Annotated in this window: 17 protein-coding genes; 15 read left to right on the forward strand and 2 right to left on the reverse strand. The window is 41.2% G+C overall.

The window, feature by feature from the left end; all coding sequences use genetic code 11:
* Positions 1–22 precede the first annotated feature (22 nt).
* Genes lpdA through AAGA18_02010 form a run of 3 tightly spaced genes read left to right on the forward strand, consistent with a single transcriptional unit; the run spans position 23 to position 3,046 of the window.
* Positions 23–1,408 carry a dihydrolipoyl dehydrogenase gene (gene lpdA, locus AAGA18_02000; protein ID MEM9444101.1) on the forward strand — a complete coding sequence of 462 codons (1,386 nt, stop codon included), beginning with the start codon at positions 23–25 and terminating at the stop codon, positions 1,406–1,408.
* 17 nt (positions 1,409–1,425) lie between these two features.
* Positions 1,426–2,307, forward strand: a complete 882-nt coding sequence (lipA, locus tag AAGA18_02005; protein ID MEM9444102.1) for a lipoyl synthase — start codon at positions 1,426–1,428, stop codon at positions 2,305–2,307.
* A gap of 16 nt (positions 2,308–2,323) precedes the next feature.
* Positions 2,324–3,046, forward strand: coding sequence for a carbohydrate-binding family 9-like protein (locus AAGA18_02010; GenBank protein MEM9444103.1), 723 nt, complete (start codon positions 2,324–2,326; stop codon positions 3,044–3,046).
* Positions 3,047–3,061: 15 nt separating this feature from the next.
* Here AAGA18_02010 and AAGA18_02015 read toward each other — a convergent pair whose 3' ends face one another.
* Positions 3,062–6,064 (reverse strand): fused MFS/spermidine synthase, encoded by a 3,003-nt coding sequence (locus tag AAGA18_02015; GenBank protein MEM9444104.1) that lies wholly within the window; start codon positions 6,062–6,064, stop codon positions 3,062–3,064.
* A gap of 61 nt (positions 6,065–6,125) precedes the next feature.
* The gene (locus AAGA18_02020; GenBank protein MEM9444105.1) at positions 6,126–6,926 is read right to left on the reverse strand and encodes a polysaccharide deacetylase family protein; all 801 of its coding nucleotides are present in this window, start codon (positions 6,924–6,926) and stop codon (positions 6,126–6,128) included.
* 409 nt (positions 6,927–7,335) lie between these two features.
* On the opposite strand from AAGA18_02020, the gene flgB reads away from it, so the two are divergent.
* From flgB to AAGA18_02080, 12 genes are read left to right on the forward strand one after another with little or no spacing between them, the layout of a single operon-like run.
* Positions 7,336–7,737 (forward strand): flagellar basal body rod protein FlgB, encoded by a 402-nt coding sequence (gene flgB / locus AAGA18_02025; protein ID MEM9444106.1) that lies wholly within the window; start codon positions 7,336–7,338, stop codon positions 7,735–7,737.
* A gap of 2 nt (positions 7,738–7,739) precedes the next feature.
* Positions 7,740–8,168, forward strand: coding sequence for a flagellar basal body rod protein FlgC (gene flgC / locus AAGA18_02030; GenBank protein MEM9444107.1), 429 nt, complete (start codon positions 7,740–7,742; stop codon positions 8,166–8,168).
* Positions 8,169–8,201: 33 nt separating this feature from the next.
* Positions 8,202–8,606, forward strand: coding sequence for a flagellar hook-basal body complex protein FliE (fliE, locus tag AAGA18_02035; GenBank protein MEM9444108.1), 405 nt, complete (start codon positions 8,202–8,204; stop codon positions 8,604–8,606).
* Positions 8,607–8,634: 28 nt separating this feature from the next.
* Positions 8,635–10,248, forward strand: a complete 1,614-nt coding sequence (gene fliF, locus AAGA18_02040) for a flagellar basal-body MS-ring/collar protein FliF (protein MEM9444109.1) — start codon at positions 8,635–8,637, stop codon at positions 10,246–10,248.
* Positions 10,249–10,268: 20 nt separating this feature from the next.
* The gene (gene fliG, locus AAGA18_02045) at positions 10,269–11,345 is read left to right on the forward strand and encodes a flagellar motor switch protein FliG (GenBank protein ID MEM9444110.1); all 1,077 of its coding nucleotides are present in this window, start codon (positions 10,269–10,271) and stop codon (positions 11,343–11,345) included.
* A complete protein-coding gene (locus AAGA18_02050; GenBank protein ID MEM9444111.1) occupies positions 11,329–11,910 on the forward strand; it encodes a FliH/SctL family protein in 582 nt (193 codons plus the stop codon). The genes fliG and AAGA18_02050 overlap by 17 nt, the downstream gene beginning before the upstream one ends.
* Positions 11,907–13,250, forward strand: a complete 1,344-nt coding sequence (locus AAGA18_02055; GenBank protein ID MEM9444112.1) for a FliI/YscN family ATPase — start codon at positions 11,907–11,909, stop codon at positions 13,248–13,250. The genes AAGA18_02050 and AAGA18_02055 overlap by 4 nt, the downstream gene beginning before the upstream one ends.
* Positions 13,231–13,683, forward strand: a complete 453-nt coding sequence (locus tag AAGA18_02060) for a hypothetical protein (protein ID MEM9444113.1) — start codon at positions 13,231–13,233, stop codon at positions 13,681–13,683. The genes AAGA18_02055 and AAGA18_02060 overlap by 20 nt, the downstream gene beginning before the upstream one ends.
* A complete protein-coding gene (locus AAGA18_02065; protein MEM9444114.1) occupies positions 13,680–14,354 on the forward strand; it encodes a hypothetical protein in 675 nt (224 codons plus the stop codon). The genes AAGA18_02060 and AAGA18_02065 overlap by 4 nt, the downstream gene beginning before the upstream one ends.
* Positions 14,351–15,667: a hypothetical protein gene (locus AAGA18_02070; protein ID MEM9444115.1), complete on the forward strand. Its 1,317-nt coding sequence runs from the start codon at positions 14,351–14,353 to the stop codon at positions 15,665–15,667. The genes AAGA18_02065 and AAGA18_02070 overlap by 4 nt, the downstream gene beginning before the upstream one ends.
* Positions 15,667–16,077, forward strand: a complete 411-nt coding sequence (locus tag AAGA18_02075; protein ID MEM9444116.1) for a hypothetical protein — start codon at positions 15,667–15,669, stop codon at positions 16,075–16,077. Before AAGA18_02070 ends, AAGA18_02075 begins: the two co-directional genes overlap by 1 nt.
* Complete coding sequence (locus AAGA18_02080; protein MEM9444117.1) at positions 16,074–16,481, forward strand: flagellar hook capping FlgD N-terminal domain-containing protein; 408 nt, start codon at positions 16,074–16,076, stop codon at positions 16,479–16,481. Before AAGA18_02075 ends, AAGA18_02080 begins: the two co-directional genes overlap by 4 nt.
* Positions 16,482–16,485: the final 4 nt, after the last annotated feature.

Here is a 16,485-nt window from a genome sequence, read left to right on the forward strand (position 1 = left end):
AAAAGAGAGTTAGATTAAACAGATGGAATATGATTTGATAGTAGTTGGTGGAGGACCAGCTGGATACGTTGGAGCAATTCGTGCCGCTCAGTTAGGAAAGAAAGTGGCTTGTGTAGATAAAGAGCGAGCTGGGGGAACTTGTTTGAACTGGGGTTGTATTCCAACTAAAGCTCTACTCAAGAGTGCTGAGATGTATGAACACATGAACCATGCTGCTGATTTTGGCTTAGAGGCTAAGGGGATTGGCTATGATTTTGAAAAGGTTGTGACACGTAGTCGTGGCGTTTCTGACAAAATGGCCAAAGGCATCGAGTTTCTCTTTAAAACAAAGAAAGTCGATTATCACGTGGGCATGGGGAAAGTTCACAAAGATAAGAGTGTCACAGTAACTAAGTCAGATGGTAAACAAGAAACGCTCAGAGCTAAGCACATACTTTTGGCAACCGGCTGCGTGCCTCGTTTGCTTCCCGGTTTAAAAGTTGATGGGAATAGGATACTCAGTAGCCGTGAAGCACTTGAGTTAAAGACTCAGCCAAAGTCCATTGTTATTATCGGGGCCGGGGCTATTGGGGTGGAGTTTGCCTATTTCTACAATGCTTTTGGCACCAAAGTTACTTTAGTGGAAATGTTACCCAATATCCTACCCGTTGAGGATATTGAGATTTCGCAGACGCTTGCGAAGTCTCTTAAGAAAAGCGGTATTGAAGTTTTAACCGAAACCAAAACCGACAAAGTTGAAGTGGGTCCTAAAAGTGTGACGGTTACTCTATCGGGCAAGGGGGCACAGGTTCTCGAGGCTGAAAGTTTACTGTGTGCCATTGGTGTTCAATCGAATTTGGAAGGGCTTCTTGCAGAAGGCGTTACCCCAAAGCTAGATCGAGGATACTTAGTTACAGATGAGCGTTATCAAACGAGTCTGCCCGGAATTTATGCTGCTGGAGATATTATCGGCCCCCCCTGGTTAGCTCACGTAGCTTCTCATGAAGCGATTGAAGCGGTGGAAGGGCTGTTTGTGGAAGACAAAAAACCGCATAAAGTAACGCTCTATCCTGGTTGCACATATTGCCAGCCACAAGTTGCCAGCATTGGCTTAACTGAGGCTAAAGCCAAAGAGAATAAACTAGATTACAAAGTAGGTAAATTTACCTATCGAGCTAGCGGTAAAGCCGTTGCCGCAGGGGACCCTGAAGGTTTTGTAAAGCTGATAATTGCTGAACCTCATGGTGAAATTCTTGGAGCACACATCATCGGTGCCGATGCTACAGAGCTTATTGCTGAGATAGGCTTGGCAATATCACTTGAAGCAACTACAGATGAAATTATTTCCACTGTGCATGCTCATCCAACACTCAGTGAAATGATAGCGGAGGCTACGTTGGCTGGGGAGGGGAGAGCTATACATAGTTGATAACCCGCAATCAAACCATGGAATATCCAATCGACAAAAAACCCCCTTGGCTTCGAGCTAAAATTCCTGGAGGTGAGGGCTATGCTTCGGTTAAGCAATTAGTCGATGGAAATAATCTGCACACAGTTTGCGAGAGTGCTCGCTGCCCTAATCAAGGAGAATGTTGGAGTCGCAAAACAGCGACCCTAATGATTTTAGGAAATACCTGCACGAGAGCTTGTAGTTTTTGTGCGATAGATACTGGTAGACCTACAGAGACAGATTGGGCAGAGCCGGCTAGAGTAGCAGAAGCAGTGAAAAAGATGGGGTTGCGCTATGCTGTTTTGACGTCGGTAGCACGTGATGATTTAGAAGATGAGGGCTCTACTATTTGGGCCAATACAATTCGTGCGGTACGACACTTAAATCCGAGTACGAAGATAGAGGTGCTTATTCCCGATTTTAAAGATAAGGAGTGGTGCTTGAATAACGTTCTTAAGGCAATGCCTGATATTTTGAACCATAATATTGAGACCATAGAGCGCTTGCAGAAAAAAGTTCGTTCGGTGGCTAGATACGAATGGAGTTTAAGATTACTAGCTCGTGCAAAAAGACGAGGCTTTACTACCAAGACCGGAATGATGCTCGGTGTGGGTGAGACAAAGAAAGAGATTGAGCAGACCTTGCAAGATCTAGCAGCAGTTAAGGTAGATATTCTAACATTAGGGCAATATCTGCGCCCTACAGAGAAACATTTGCCAATTCATCGATGGGTAACACCTGAAGAGTTTGCGTTCTGGAAACAACGAGGATTAGATTTAGGCTTTGGTGTGGTAGAGAGTGGCCCGCTTGTTCGTAGTTCTTATCATGCTGACGAACAAGGTGAGAAATATGCTCGTCCGGAGGCGGTAGCCGCCTGACCGCTTCATAGATAAGATGAAGTTATACTTATTGAACGTGGGTGTTTACATCAGCGCTTTATTGTTATTATTTTCGTCTTGTTCAGAAGCAGAACCACGATACTTCATTAAGAAAACGAGTGACTTTCAAATAACTGGGAATGGCTCAGCTAAGGCATGGGAAAGAGCCGAGTGGATGGTTATTCCGCAAAGGCGTATATTTGGGGATCCATATGAATTAAAAGTGAAGTCCTTATATTCCAAGAAGGGACTTTATTTTTTATATTATTCGCAAGACAAGAAACTGACAGCTACTTTGACAGAAGATAATTCACACTTATGGAAAGAGGATGTCATAGAGCTTTTTATTTGGCCTGATGAGAGAGACTCTATCTATTTCGAATATGAACTGTCCCCACTTAATGTTGAGTTGCCTATCTTGGTGCCAAATCTTGGAGGTAAATATAAGGGTTGGCTACCATGGGATTATGATGGAGAGAAAAAAATTATTCGTCGAACAAGTGCAGTTGGAGGTATAGTTGAATCCATGGGAAAAGTAGATGCTTGGATAGCTGAATTTTTTATTCCTTATCAACTCCTAGAGCCTTTGCGAAATGTTCCACCAAAGAGTGGCTCAAAGTGGCGTATGAATTTTTATCGCTTTGATTATGACTCAGGTAAGGGTTCTACCTGGGAATGGGCTCCGGTAAACCACAACTTTCATGATTATAAAAACTTTGGCTTTATTCTATTCGAATAACCTCAAATATTTTTATTATAATTCCTCCAACCTGCGTAACCTATTCTCTATTTTAGCTGCTTCACTAGTCCGACCAAGTCTGTTGAGCAATAGGTAATAATTTTTAAGATATTTTACTTTTTTGGGGGCACGATTGATAAGATATTCATAGTCGGATATGGCTCCTTCATAATCATTTGTTTGGAATTTAAGTTTTGCTCGAAGATGAATCAAGCGAATAGAATCTGGGTAATGCCCTAGTGCCGTGTTAATCCAATGAGAAGCTTTAGGGAACTGTTTCGTATTGAGAAGGTGTTCTGAAATTCTGAAAAGCGCATTGGGCTCTTTTGGGTCATATTCGATTAGTTTTCTAAATTTTTGATAAGCATCATTAAATTTCCTTTGAGCGACTAGGTACTCTCCGTTTTTGTTAATAATTTTTACTAGCACATTTAGGACTATCTTATTGTTGGATACAAGTGCAACAGCCTGCAAGATCTGTTCCTCGGCGGAATCCCTTTGACCATTTTTATCCATTACTTGGGCTTGCAAGGACATTTTGATTGCTTCTCTATTGGTTGCTATTTTTGCAAGACTAGAGGAGGCTAATGAGGTTTCTAAGGAAGTCGGTATATCAGAAAAGTAGGTAAGTAGGATATCTTCGAGGCAATCGTGGTAGTCTGAATAAAAAACATTTCTTGGTGCGTGGAATTCGACAATGGGATGAGAATCCGTATTAAGGGGACCAGGATCTGTAAAATCTTCGTGTTTTGTTAAGTCAGTGATTAGCATGCCTATTATGTCCTCAGTAGAATCTATAGAAATTGTTTGTAATGAATGACGAACCTTTGGCAATGAGAGCTTTCCTTCTAAACTAGTAGTGTTAAGAGTGATATCACCTTTATACCCAAGCAAGATGGTGTCAGTTCCTGTATAGAAAAGAAGACTATTGGGAAATGCACGAGCAAATGAGCGCATGATAAGCATAAACTCGTTCTTTGAACTATCATAAAGAGGTAAAAACTGAGCGGCCAGGCCGTTGGGGTTTAGTCTGCTGCTCATCAATTCAAAGTGCTCGTATGTAAAAAGTGGTCCGGAACCTGACACAACTGGCTCAATGGGATCAGATATGATGGTGTCATAGAGTTGGTCTGTTACAAAGAGGTAATTGCGCGCATCATCGACGTGCATGTCAAAGCGTGAGTCATTCAGAATATTTTCATTCCATGGAGTAAAGAATTTAGCAACTTCAGTAGTTGCTTCTTCTATTTCAACTACTTTTATGGATTCAACGGGATAACAGGCAATCGCTCCTGTGGTGATTCCTGTCCCCAATCCTATGTTTAAATTTTTTAAGGGGCTATCATGTAATAGCATGGGTATATGAGCGATCATTAGTTGTAGGGCCATACTTGAGCTAGTAGTATCAGCCTCGATTTTCCCATCACATATGTATGTCATGACTTGGTTGTGATCTTTTGTGACAGCAACGGTTGAATGGAACCCTTCATGAAGGTAGAGAGTTTCTAATTTACTGAGTCTATCTTTTAAGTAAACCTGACGGCCAACTATGGATGTGGAGGCTCGATAATAGGGTGAGAACCAGAGTGAATGCTTCTCCCAGCGGGGTGTCACAGTAAAAAATATGCAGGTTACCAGTGAAATAACAGCTATGAATTTTGCGTAATGCCAATCATTAGGTAGCAATTTATAGGCAAGTAAACAGCTAAAAAGCAGGATACCAAGAGCGCAGCCTAATAATGATTTTTCTAGTCCGAAGATCGGCAGAAAAATTAAACCGGTTACTAGAGCTCCAAATGCTCCTGCCGTAGTATTGATTGCATAGAGCGAACCAATACTAGAGCTACTATGATGTGTTTGAGACCTCATTTCTTGAGTTAAGAAGGTGAAAAGAGCTCCAAAAAAGAATGTTGGAACAAATAGTATAAATACAGCAGTAAAAAAATTCATGAGAAGAAATGTGTTCCAGGTTAGCTCTAATTCGGCAATGGTATGAATATAAATGGAAGGAATTTTGACGAAGCAAGATGTGCTAAATAATGTATAAATACCTATTAGTGCAAAAAGTAACGGAACGAATAGGATAGATAGATTTTTTTTATTAGTGATATAATTCATTGCCATAGAGCCTATGACAATGCCAATTAAGAAAACACTGAGCATTGATGAAAAAGAATATACTGCGCTTCCATTAATCATTGTTAATCCACGGAACCATAGAATCTCCAGTCCAAGTGCGGTAAAGCCTGCGTAAGCGGCAGAAGCAATTAGCCAAATTTTTGTTTTGCCACTTTTGATGTCTTTCTTAAGGGATGCCTTAGAATTGTTTTCGAATCTAGGGTGAGCTTTAAAATCTTTCCAAAGAATAAAAGATACAGTGGCAACAAGAAAATTTATAGTTACAGCAAGAGAGTTTGTAAGGATAAGTCCAAATGAAGGTATAAGGAAAAAGCCACAGACGAGAACTCCAAATACTGCTCCTAAGGTGTTTGCACCATATAAGAATCCTAGTTGTTTTCTAAACCTTCCTTTATCTGGGACTAAGCCTTCACAAATTAGAGGAAGAGTAGCACCCATTAGCAGTGTGGGAATAAGAAGAATTCCGAGCACTGTGAATACTCGAAAAGAAATTAATAAGGGTATCCAATCTGGTATAGTAAGATAAATAAATCGATATAGATTGCGGACCATTGGAAAGCAAAATGGGATGGCTATCCCGAAGATGCCAATGAATACCTCAATAAGAAAAAACAATTGCAAAGGCTTATGGGCCCGTGTCGCTACTTTTCCTGCAATATAGGATCCTCCCGCATGGCCTATCATAAACGCGGCAAGAACAATACTAGTGGCGTAGACTGTGTTGCCGACAATGAGTCCTAATTGTCTTTGCCAAATAATTTCATAGCTGATTGCTGCAAATCCTGAGCAAAATAGTAATAAACGAGCTAAGTAAGGGTGTAAATCGAAGTTTGTGTAGACGGTGCTATCTTCTTGAGTATTTTGGCGTGATGAAGGCATCTGGCACACGACCTTAGCCCAAGGGGCCAGCGTCTTTTTCCTTACGTTGGATTATTTTGCTTTATGCATGATAAGGTTCACCAAGAATGCCAGACATTGTTGTGAAATTGAAGCTTCGTTCAAGCAGTCTATCAAGCACATCTGGAGTAGCATCGGCAGTTTGTTTGTGTAAGTCGTGGAGCAAAACAATGGATCCGGGCGTCGTGTTTTTATAGATATGACTGACAATTCTAGAGGCGCCAGGACGTGCCCAATCCCTAGGGTCAACAGACCAATAAGCAATACCTAAGCCTTCTCCCATGGGGATTTCGCCTTGTTTTTTATGAAAAGCTCCATAAGGAGGTCGAAACCAGGTAGGCACTTTACCAGTCACTTGCTCAATGACCTCCTGAGTTTTGTGAATTTCATACTCTACTCGGCTGCTACTAAGTTTCTTTAGGTTTGGATGGGTGTAGGTATGGTTGGCAACTTCGTGTCCTGCTGCAGCAACCTCATTAGCTAGGGATTTATAGGCCTTAACTTTATTGCCTATCATAAAAAAAGTGGCTCTAAGTTTACGTTTTTCTAAATCATTGAGAATAGAGTTGGTAATGCTTGGTGTTGGTCCATCATCGTACGTTAATGCTATGCGGTGGCCAAAACCGGGAGCTGTGGAAACAAAATGGGGTTTCCTCTCTTTTACAGCTTCAGCAGGCAATTCCTGCGGTTGCTCTTCACTTTTCTGGATCCCAGCAGGGTGTTCTTTGAGTTCAGGCTCTAAATATTGAGCAGTTGGGATGTCTTCGCCTAGCAGATTGGATGAGGAAAAGCAACCTGCACTTGTCCCAAAACTAATCATCTTGATAAAATCCGCTCGCTTCATCTTATTTATAGTTATTAAATCGCTTCTCCTTACAAAGATAATGCCTTTTATATCGGTAGCTGAATAAAGAGTTAAATCAAGTATTCCTTATAAAATCAAGCTAGGCAGCATGCTTTCTGAGTAAAAGCAGAAAGTTTTGCCATGTAGTTCGCACTATTTAATGAGACAAGGAAGTTCCTTTCCCATCCTACCAGATGGTTTCGGCAGATTACTTAAATAACCTGTTTTGCTAAGAAATTTCTTTAGGAGATTTTTTCCCAGGAAAAAAGCGGTTTCGGCATTTTGTTCCTGACAAGTGCATAGCTCCATTTTGGCGTGAAAAATTAAAAAAATTTAAGTCGTTGATTAAGAGTAAGATATAACTCCGGCGAAATGGGCTGGCATATCCGTTGCTTTTAAATAACGGCATATGGCAAGCATGGTTAACAGCATCGTAGATGATAAATCTATTAGAGTCATAGAAATGGCACTCGATGCTAGGATGGCTCGGCAACAAGCAATTGCTAGCAATATTGCGAATGTAAACACGCCCGGATTCAAAAGGGTGGATTTGACAGATAGCTTCAAAGTGCAATTTCAAAAGGCGATCGCTGATGTTCAAGCAGGCAAAGAGCTAAAAACGCGACCCATTCCTGAAGTCGGAGAAGCAACAGTACATGGGCCTACCCGTAAAGACGGTAATAACGTGAATATGGAGCAAGAAGTTGTGGAGTTATCGAAAAACCGTTTGGAATATGAGTTTGCTGCTCAGGTCATGAAAGCGAGGTTTGACGGGTTAAAGCGAGCAATTGGTGGCACAGGAGGAACTTAATTATGGATTCTAATATATTACCAGCAGCAGATGTAAGCTCAAGTGCACTGAACGTCGAGAGAGCGAGGTTGGATGTTATTGCTTCTAACATTGCCAATGCTCAAACGACAAATGATGTCAATGGAGGGCCTTATAGAAGAAAGCATATATTATTTGAGTCAGTCCTCATGGATGCAAAAGATGGCATAAAATCCGGTAAGGAAATAGGTGTAAGAGTAGCTGGTGTAGTAGAAGATAAAAGCCCGCTAACAACGATTTATAACCCGAGCCACCCGCATGCTGATGAAAAAGGCATGGTAGCTATGCCCAATGTCAACATCATTGAGGAGATGGTGGATTTGATGACTGCAACTAGGGCTTACGAAGCGAACACAAAAGTAGTACAAGGTTCAAAAAAGATGGTGGAAAGCGCTATGAGGATTGGTCAGTAGGCTAGTTGAGGTTGGATAATTGAGAGAAAAAGTATGAATGATATAAACTCGTTCTTTCCGATAGAAGGTTCTCAAGGGGTAGGCGCTAGCCGTTTATCTCCATCTCGGCAATTTCCCATTGAGTCCTCTGGAAATCCTTCTATTAAAGCTTTTGAATTACCTAAACCGATTGAAAAAGCACATTCGTTAGATTCAGCACGAGGAGTTTCAAACGAGCCTGAAACATGGGGTCATATGGTCCAACAAATGGTTAAGGATGTGAATCAAGCACAGAAGAATGCTGGCTATAAAATCAGAGATGTTTTGAGTGGAGGCTCAACAACGGTGCATGAGGCGATGATTGCTTCACAGAAATCCGGAGTCGCTTTTCGAGTATTAGCAGAAGTTAGAAATAAAGCTCTAGAGACTTATAAGGAAATTATAAAGATTCAAGTTTGAATTATAGGGCAAAACAAGGGGAAGAATCATGGCAGGTATATTGGAAAGTCTATCGCAAATGTGGTCGGGTCTATCTGGGCCTAGGAAATTATCTCTAATTGCTACAACGGTTTGTAGCATTGCATTATTGATTTCAATTATCGTTTTTTCTAGCAAGCCTAAGTTGAGTCTTTTGTATGCCCGTTTGGCCCCCGCAGAAGCAGGTAAAGTCGTAGATTATTTGCAAAGCAGGGGTATACCCTTTGAACTAAAAGATAATGGAACAACTATTATGGTTCCAGCAACCAAAGTTTATGAGACGCGTCTAGATTTAGCTCAAGAAGGTGTTCCTCGTACTGGTGATACCGCTGGTGGTGTTGGGTTTGAAATATTTGATGAACCAAAATTTGGTATGTCTGATTTCATGCAGAAAGCAAACTATCACCGGGCTTTGCAAGGGGAGTTGGCTAGGACGATCTCGCAGTTGGAAGAGGTCGAACAAGCAAGAGTCATGATAGTTGTTCCTGAGCAAAGACTGTTTTCAAAGAATAAGCAAAGTTCAAAGGCTTCTGTTTTTTTGAAACTTATGCCTGGCACGTTTCTTGAAACAAGACAAATTCAAGCAATTCGTTTTTTAGTCGCCAATGGAGTTGAGGGCTTAGAGCCATCGAGAGTTACAATTGTTGATAGTTCCGGTAATGGGTTAGCCCTAGATCAACAAGGAGAAACCATCACCAATTTGACGCAATCTCAAATCGTTGCCAGGGGCCGGGTAGAAGATCATCTGCGTGAAAAAGCTCAGAGCATGTTAGATTTGGTACTGGGTCCAGGACAGTCTGTAGTCAGAATTAGCGCGGAGCTAGATTTTGATTCAATAGAGCAGACCTCTGAGAAATATGATCCAGATGGCGCTGTAATCCGAAGCCAAACACTAGATACTGAAAATGCAACTTCTGAAACAACAAGCTCGGGAGCAGCTGCTGGAATAGAAAGTAATCAGGCGACCTCAGAGCAAACATCAGGTGAAGTTACCAAAACTAATGAAACAAAGGAAAATACCAAGAGTGAATTTGAAATCAATCGAACAGTTGAAACGAGACATCGCTCAGGCGGAGATATCAAAAAAATCTCTGTTGCGGTATTTATCAATGCTCGCAAAACTGGAGAAGGAGCTGATGCGAAAGTCGTTCCTCGCACTCCACAAGAATTGAAGTCATTAGAAGAGATTGTAAAAAATGCTGTGGGATATGTGAATGACGGGCAGAGGCTAGACAGCATTCAGGTTCAGGAGACAGAATTTAACGATATCTTTGCCAATATTCCTGCTGAGAATGCTCCTGTTGGAATAGTAGCCAAGGCCGATCAATATATGCCCTATATTAGTCAGGCATTTCTCATTTTGCTAGCTGTAGCCGTCATGATGTATTTTCGAAATATTGTTCGAAGTTCCTATAAAAGTGAAGGAGATGGGGGGCGTGAGTTTGCTGACATTTTAGAACGCTTTGAAACACTACAGCGGCAAGACGAGGAAGACAAAGCTAGAGCTATGGCAGAAGCTAGAACGGTGTCATTGTTGAATGTAGATGAAATGAGTAGAATTATCCGAGATAACCCAAACAATACGGGGCAGGCGATTAGACAGTGGTTAAACAACAATAATTAAATTATTAAGAGCAATATAGAATGGCTACAGAAGCACCATTAGATATGACGGAAGTCATTGAGCCCGAGGGTAAAACCCTGCAGGAAGTCATTGATTCAATGAATAAGAAGCAAAAACTTGCTTCTTTGTTTGTTGTATTGGGTCAGGACTTGGCTTCAGAGATACTTAGTGATTTTGACGAGTATGAGGTAGAGGAAATCACTACAGAGATGACGAAGATTGATTTTGTTCCCATTCCTCTACAAAGAGCGCTACTTTATGAGTTTTCATCTATTACAATGAATGCAGTGACTTCTGCTGTAGGAGGTCCTTCATTCGCAAAGCAAGTTTTAGAAAGATCGTTTGGGAGCTTTAAGGCGAACGAAGTAATTAGTCGAGTTGCTCCTAACAAAGTTAAAACCATAGATACCTCAAAACTAAGAGACATACCGCCTGTACAGCTAATGAGTTTGCTGCGTAAGGAGCAAACCCAAACATGGGCACTAGTTCTTTCTTATCTTGAGGCAGGTAGATGTGCAGAGGTCCTTTCACTATTAAACCCGGAATTCCGCGCTGATATAGCTGAACGCATTGCTACGATGGAACCAACTTCAGCAGTAGTTGCTCAAAAAGTGATCACTATTATTGAGCAAAGACTAAACACCAGAGGCCCGAAAGGGGTGACTACTTCAGGTGGAACCAAGATTTTGGCTGAAATTTTAAATGAACTGGATGACGCTTCTTCTAAACATGTTTTAACAACACTGGAGGAACGTAATCCAGAGTTATCACGGGCTATCAAGAAACAACTATTTGTCTTTGAGGATATTGGCAATCTTGATCAATCTGCACTAGCAAAACTGATGCGTGAGGTAGATTTCCATGTTCTAGCCATAGCTCTTAAAACAGCATCCGATAAGTTTAAGAATAAATTGCTAGGCTGTCTCACGAAGCGTGCTCGTGAGATGATAGCAGAAGAAATTCAATTCATGCCTCCTGTGCGATTAAGTGATGTTGAGGATGCTCAAGAACAAGTTATTGAAATTGTTCGTAAGCTTGAAGCAAGTGGTGAAATAGTCATGAGCAGAAAGGGAGAAGGGGATGAGCTTATCAGTTGATGTTGTTTTGCCACATGAGGTAAAAGCCGTAAAGATTCTCTCTGATGAAGAGGCAAAAGTATGGGAAGAGGAATATGATGTAGGTTTCTCTGAGGGCTACCAAGCTGGACAATGGCGTGCAACACGCGAATTATATTTATTAGCTAAGCAACATGCTATTGAGATTAACGGCCTGTTGGCAACGATCACTAAAATTCATGATGGATTGGCACATTTAGCCGAAGAACATCTGCCTGAATTGCTTAGAACGGCCTTGATGCGAGTTTTCTCTAATTATCAATTAACGGATGAGCAAGTAGCTGTAGAAATTGAAAATCTAATCAAGCAGTTAAAACAAGGTGATCATGTGAAGATCCAAATGTCTCCTGCTCAACTTGAAAGAGTTAGAGCTGCTCTAGATCGCTATGAAGTAACGTTGCCTGACCTAGCAATGAGTTGGGAACCTTCTACGAGTTTGCAGGAAGGTGAATTTATGTTGACCAGTGAGCTAGGTCAGTTCGATGGACGAACAAGCAAAAGAATCACGAAGATTCAAGAAGCCCTTGAACCTTACGTGAATCCATGAAACGGTGTTTGATTGTTAATGAGTTAGGTGAAAGCTTGCGTGATATTGAACCACCAGGCTTTATGGGTAAGGTAACACGCGTTGTTGGTCTAACTGTTGAATCTGAAGGTCCTCCAGCCTCATTGGGAGAGGCTTGTGTTATTTATAGCTCTCAGGGTAGGCAGAAGCGTTTAGCAGAAGTGGTTGGTTTTCGTAATGGTAGACTCTTGTTGATGCCCTGGGATGGTATGGAGGGAGTAGCAGTTGGTGATGGAGTTCAGTCTACAAAAGCTCCTCCTAAAATAGCTTCTGGCCAAGCAGTGCTAGGACGAGTAGTCGATTCTTTAGGTCATCCAATAGATGATCTAGGTCAATACAAACAAGCACCGGATTGGATTCCAATAGTTAAGCAAGTTCCCGATCCTGCTAATCGTCCACGTATTGAAAATATATTGGAAACTGGTGTTCGAGCAATTGATGCCTTTGCTACAGTGGGCATTGGTCAGCGCATGGGAATTTTTGCTGGTAGCGGAGTGGGTAAGAGTAGTTTGTTAGGTATGGTCTGTCGCTATGCACAAGCTGATGTAAATGTAATTGCTCTTATAGGAGAACGTGGTCGTGAAGTGATGGAATTCGTAGAAAGAGACTTAGGGCCAGCTCTAAAGAAATCCGTGGTTGTGGTAGCTACATCTGACCAACCAGCATTAGCAAGAATTAAAGCAGCTTTTGCGGCAAATAGTATTGCCAATCATTTTCGTCAACAGGGTAAGCATGTCTTGCTTATGGTCGACTCACTCACACGCTTTGCTATGGCACAAAGAGAAGTGGGGTTAGCTATCGGAGAACCTCCAGCTACTCGTGGATATCCACCTTCTGTTTTCACTTTGATGCCTCTAATTTTGGAACAGGCTGGTAATTCAGGGAAAGGAGCAATCACGGGTTTCTATACCGTTCTCACAGAAGGAGATGATTGGAATGATCCAGTTAGCGATTGCGCGCGGTCGATTCTGGATGGGCACATTTTATTAGCACGGAAGCTAGCAAGTGAAAACCATTATCCAGCAATTGACGTTTTAGAAAGTCTAAGTCGCCTCCAGTTAGATCTTATTACCCCGGAACACAAAAACTTAGTGGGCTCTGCACGCCATATTATGGCTATTCAAAGGCAATACCAGGAGCTAGTGGATATAGGTGCTTACACGCCGGGTTCAAATACAGAGCTTGATTATGCCCTTCAGGCCTATCCGAGGATTGTGGACTTTTTAAGGCAGTCCATTGATCAAGCAAGTGGTTTTCAGGAATCCTTGAAGAAGCTTAGTAATTCAATAGGAGTGAAAGATAATGGCCAAGAGAAAACATAACCTAGAGCCTTTATTAAGGCTTCGTCAGTACGAATACGAAATGGAGCAGTCAAGACTTAAGAAATGCAGGATTGGTGAACAAGAGTGTGAGAGTCAACTCCATCATTTGCAAAGAAAACTTACTAAGGCTAGCGAAGTGCCACTTGGGAAGCTATCTGCAGGTCAGTATGCTGTTTTGGACAGTTATCGTTGGAAAATGAAGGGTGAAATCGAGGTGGCAGCAAGGAAATTACATAGCGCATTTGAGAGCTCAAAGAAGCAAATGAAAATGACCATGTTAGCAAAACAGAAATTAGAAATGGTGGAACGCATTTTGATTAATTACAAAAAAGGGCTTCTTAAAGAAGAAGAAATGTCTGAGCGAAAGTTATTAGATGATTTAGCGCAACGCAAAAGTTCACTTAGCTATGAGCTTATGGAGGAATCGATATGAAAAAATCCATTATTATGTTAGCAATCGTTGTTATTGTCATATCACTAAGCTTCATTGCGAGCTTTGGTCTTACTACCTATATGCTAGTTAATACGTTAATACCGGAACTAGCAGTTCTGCCTCCTCTCCCAGAACCCAAGGAGATGGATATCTTGGAGAAAGAGGAGGAGGTTATTACTTTTGAATCACTACACGAGCCAAGTATAGATAATATTAATCACTTAGCACGAGAGCTAAAGCACTGGCAGGATGATCTTCAAAAAAAGCAGTTTGAGTTGCTGGAGATGGATCAGGTTTTACTAGAGCGTGAGAACCTGTTGGCGGCAGAACGTGAAGCATTAGAACGGCAAATGGGAAAGCTCATTGGTTTAAAAGAGGAATTAGAATCTTTGGTGATTCATGTAGAAACCAATGAACAAGAAAATTATAAAAACTTAGCTAAGCTTTATAGCACCATGAGAATGGACCAATCTATGAAAATGATGCGTCAATTACCTGACGATCAAGTGCTACAAATGCTGACTATCATGAAAATGCAGACCACAGCAAAAATGTTGGAAGTGTGGCTTAAGGAGTATCCAGATGATTTACCTAGATTAACACGAATTACAGATGATATGAGGCGTATGGTCAAAGCAAGTGAACTTGAGACACCAGGAGGAGCTCAATGAGTGAAGTAGGTGCGATTGGAGTTAGAGAATCTAAAAATCTCAATGAGGCAGGCTCTTCCGGATTCTTTACTAAAACGAATAATAGTGATGGGGAAAATTCTTTTGAAGCAACCTTGGATCAATCCCTTAACCAGGATGATCCATCTAGCTCTGCTCAGCGAGACGATCAGGTAAAGTCTGATGATTCAGGTGACAGTCAAGTAATTATTGATGAAGGGGCAGTTGATGAAGGGGCAGTTGATGAAGGGGCAGTTGATGAAGAGGCAGTTGATGAAGAGGCAGTTGATGAAGAGGCAGTTGATGAAGAGGCAGTTGATAACCACTCGAATGGGAACTTAAAACAGGCTGAGCATGGTCAGCAATCCTCTAAGACACCCATTACGAATGGTATAAATGTGCAGGAATTCTCAACCCTTAATAAAGGCGGAATCTCTGAAAACAAAACCATTAAAGACGACTCTGCCTTTGACAGAAAGTTAACAATTATAGAGGAAAGTCACAAAGCTCTGAGTAGTGATTCAAAGGCAGTACCGAAAACGGATAATTCTTCCCTTCAAAATTTTAATGAGAGTAGAAATGTTCCCGTTAAAGATGAGGTGAAAATATTAAATGTTAGTTTAACTGAGCCCGTCAAAAATAAGAATAAGGTGGAATTGGTCAATCTTGCTAGAAATCTAAAGGGCAAAGAGGGTGCAAAGGATATTTTAGGGAAATTGATTAATCATGAACGCATGATTGGCACAAGTTATGCAAATAAAACAACTATGTTGTTATCTGAAGATAGCCTAACACAGCTAAGTGATACAAAATCTGCCAATGGACTCGGAGATAAAGCTCTTTCGTTGTTAGGTGATTTATCAAAGGAGGTAAATCATCAGGTTAAATCCTTAATGAAAAGTGATTCTGTTGAACTTAAAGATAATTCAACACTTAAGCCTACACTGCAGCGCTACATTCAAGAGATGAATGGATTTAGTCGCACCAGGCGTCTCCAGATTCAACTAGCAGCACCTAATGGTGGTATGGTGAATGTTTATTTATCAGAAGTTAATGGAGCCATGCGTGTTCAAATGAGTGCTGGAAATGAAGGTGTGCTCGAATGGCTTCAGGAAAATATGAAATTTCTAAAAACAATAGATGCTGGGGTTAATATGAGGTGGTTACCTCCACAGATTGAAGCTCCTAAGCAGTCAAAAGAGTCTCAAGATAAAAAAGAAGAACGCAAAAAACGTGAGGATGGAAAATCACAAAATGGTAAGGAACGAGCAGATTCGACTCAAGACGTGTCGACTGTGGAACTGGGAATAGAATAATGATTCAAGCAGCAATGACAGGCCTAGGATTATTGGGGCTTACAAGGGGTGTAACAGGCGCAGCCATGCCAAAAAATACAGAAGGAATAAGTCCACAAGATTTTGCGAGACAACTTCGGGATACGTTAGGAGGTTTTGATCTTCCAAGTAAAGCAGAAGCAATCTTCTCACGTCTCAAAGAGCAGCCTGGTGTAATTGAGTTTTTTTCTGAAGAACAAAAAAATGAGATAACACAGGAACTTAAAGGATTACTGGCTGAGTTCAAAGATCATGCGGGACGTATGAAACAAGGCGTCATAGATCGAGTAGATATTGAGAGTGGCTTTATGCGCTTTACGATTGATGGGGAGCACTATGATCTCAGTCAATTATCAAAGATTGTAGACAATTTTAAGGGAGCATTGAAATGACGGATCCGATTAACACAAGCAGTATCTTTCAGTCAGACCAAGTATCAAGTCCTCAATCGCAAGAACTAACTCAAGAGGATTTTTACCAAATTTTAGTTACGCAAATCAGTAACCAAGACCCATTAAAGCCTGTCGATAGTAATGCTTTCATGGAGGACTTTATGACTATGGCAAACTTTGATGCGATTCAGGAGATGGGTAACCAATTTGGATCTCTATATGAACAACAGCAATATATGTGGGCTAGTGATTTAGTGGGTTCAGAAGTAACCCTAAGAAATGAAAATGGACAAGAGATCTCCGGTGCAATTACCAGCTCTCGAGTTGGTAACGATAAGGTCTACATAACTGTAGACGATCAAGAATACGAGGCGAGTTCAATTGAATCTATTATTAAAACATGAGCAG

The organism is Verrucomicrobiota bacterium, assembly GCA_039192515.1.
GTDB lineage: Bacteria > Verrucomicrobiota > Verrucomicrobiia > Methylacidiphilales > JBCCWR01 > JBCCWR01.

Excerpts from the sequence above, each read along its gene's own strand:
- lpdA (MEM9444101.1), top strand. The coding sequence starts at position 23 with ATGGAATATGATTTGATAGTAGTTGGTGGAGGACCAGCTGGATACGTT.
- lipA (MEM9444102.1), top strand. The coding sequence starts at position 1,426 with ATGGAATATCCAATCGACAAAAAACCCCCTTGGCTTCGAGCTAAAATT.
- AAGA18_02010 (MEM9444103.1), top strand. The coding sequence starts at position 2,324 with ATGAAGTTATACTTATTGAACGTGGGTGTTTACATCAGCGCTTTATTG.
- AAGA18_02015 (MEM9444104.1), bottom strand. The coding sequence starts at position 6,064 with ATGCCTTCATCACGCCAAAATACTCAAGAAGATAGCACCGTCTACACA.
- AAGA18_02020 (MEM9444105.1), bottom strand. The coding sequence starts at position 6,926 with ATGAAGCGAGCGGATTTTATCAAGATGATTAGTTTTGGGACAAGTGCA.
- flgB (MEM9444106.1), top strand. The coding sequence starts at position 7,336 with ATGGCAAGCATGGTTAACAGCATCGTAGATGATAAATCTATTAGAGTC.
- flgC (MEM9444107.1), top strand. The coding sequence starts at position 7,740 with ATGGATTCTAATATATTACCAGCAGCAGATGTAAGCTCAAGTGCACTG.
- fliE (MEM9444108.1), top strand. The coding sequence starts at position 8,202 with ATGAATGATATAAACTCGTTCTTTCCGATAGAAGGTTCTCAAGGGGTA.
- fliF (MEM9444109.1), top strand. The coding sequence starts at position 8,635 with ATGGCAGGTATATTGGAAAGTCTATCGCAAATGTGGTCGGGTCTATCT.
- fliG (MEM9444110.1), top strand. The coding sequence starts at position 10,269 with ATGGCTACAGAAGCACCATTAGATATGACGGAAGTCATTGAGCCCGAG.
- AAGA18_02050 (MEM9444111.1), top strand. The coding sequence starts at position 11,329 with ATGAGCTTATCAGTTGATGTTGTTTTGCCACATGAGGTAAAAGCCGTA.
- AAGA18_02055 (MEM9444112.1), top strand. The coding sequence starts at position 11,907 with ATGAAACGGTGTTTGATTGTTAATGAGTTAGGTGAAAGCTTGCGTGAT.
- AAGA18_02060 (MEM9444113.1), top strand. The coding sequence starts at position 13,231 with ATGGCCAAGAGAAAACATAACCTAGAGCCTTTATTAAGGCTTCGTCAG.
- AAGA18_02065 (MEM9444114.1), top strand. The coding sequence starts at position 13,680 with ATGAAAAAATCCATTATTATGTTAGCAATCGTTGTTATTGTCATATCA.
- AAGA18_02070 (MEM9444115.1), top strand. The coding sequence starts at position 14,351 with ATGAGTGAAGTAGGTGCGATTGGAGTTAGAGAATCTAAAAATCTCAAT.
- AAGA18_02075 (MEM9444116.1), top strand. The coding sequence starts at position 15,667 with ATGATTCAAGCAGCAATGACAGGCCTAGGATTATTGGGGCTTACAAGG.
- AAGA18_02080 (MEM9444117.1), top strand. The coding sequence starts at position 16,074 with ATGACGGATCCGATTAACACAAGCAGTATCTTTCAGTCAGACCAAGTA.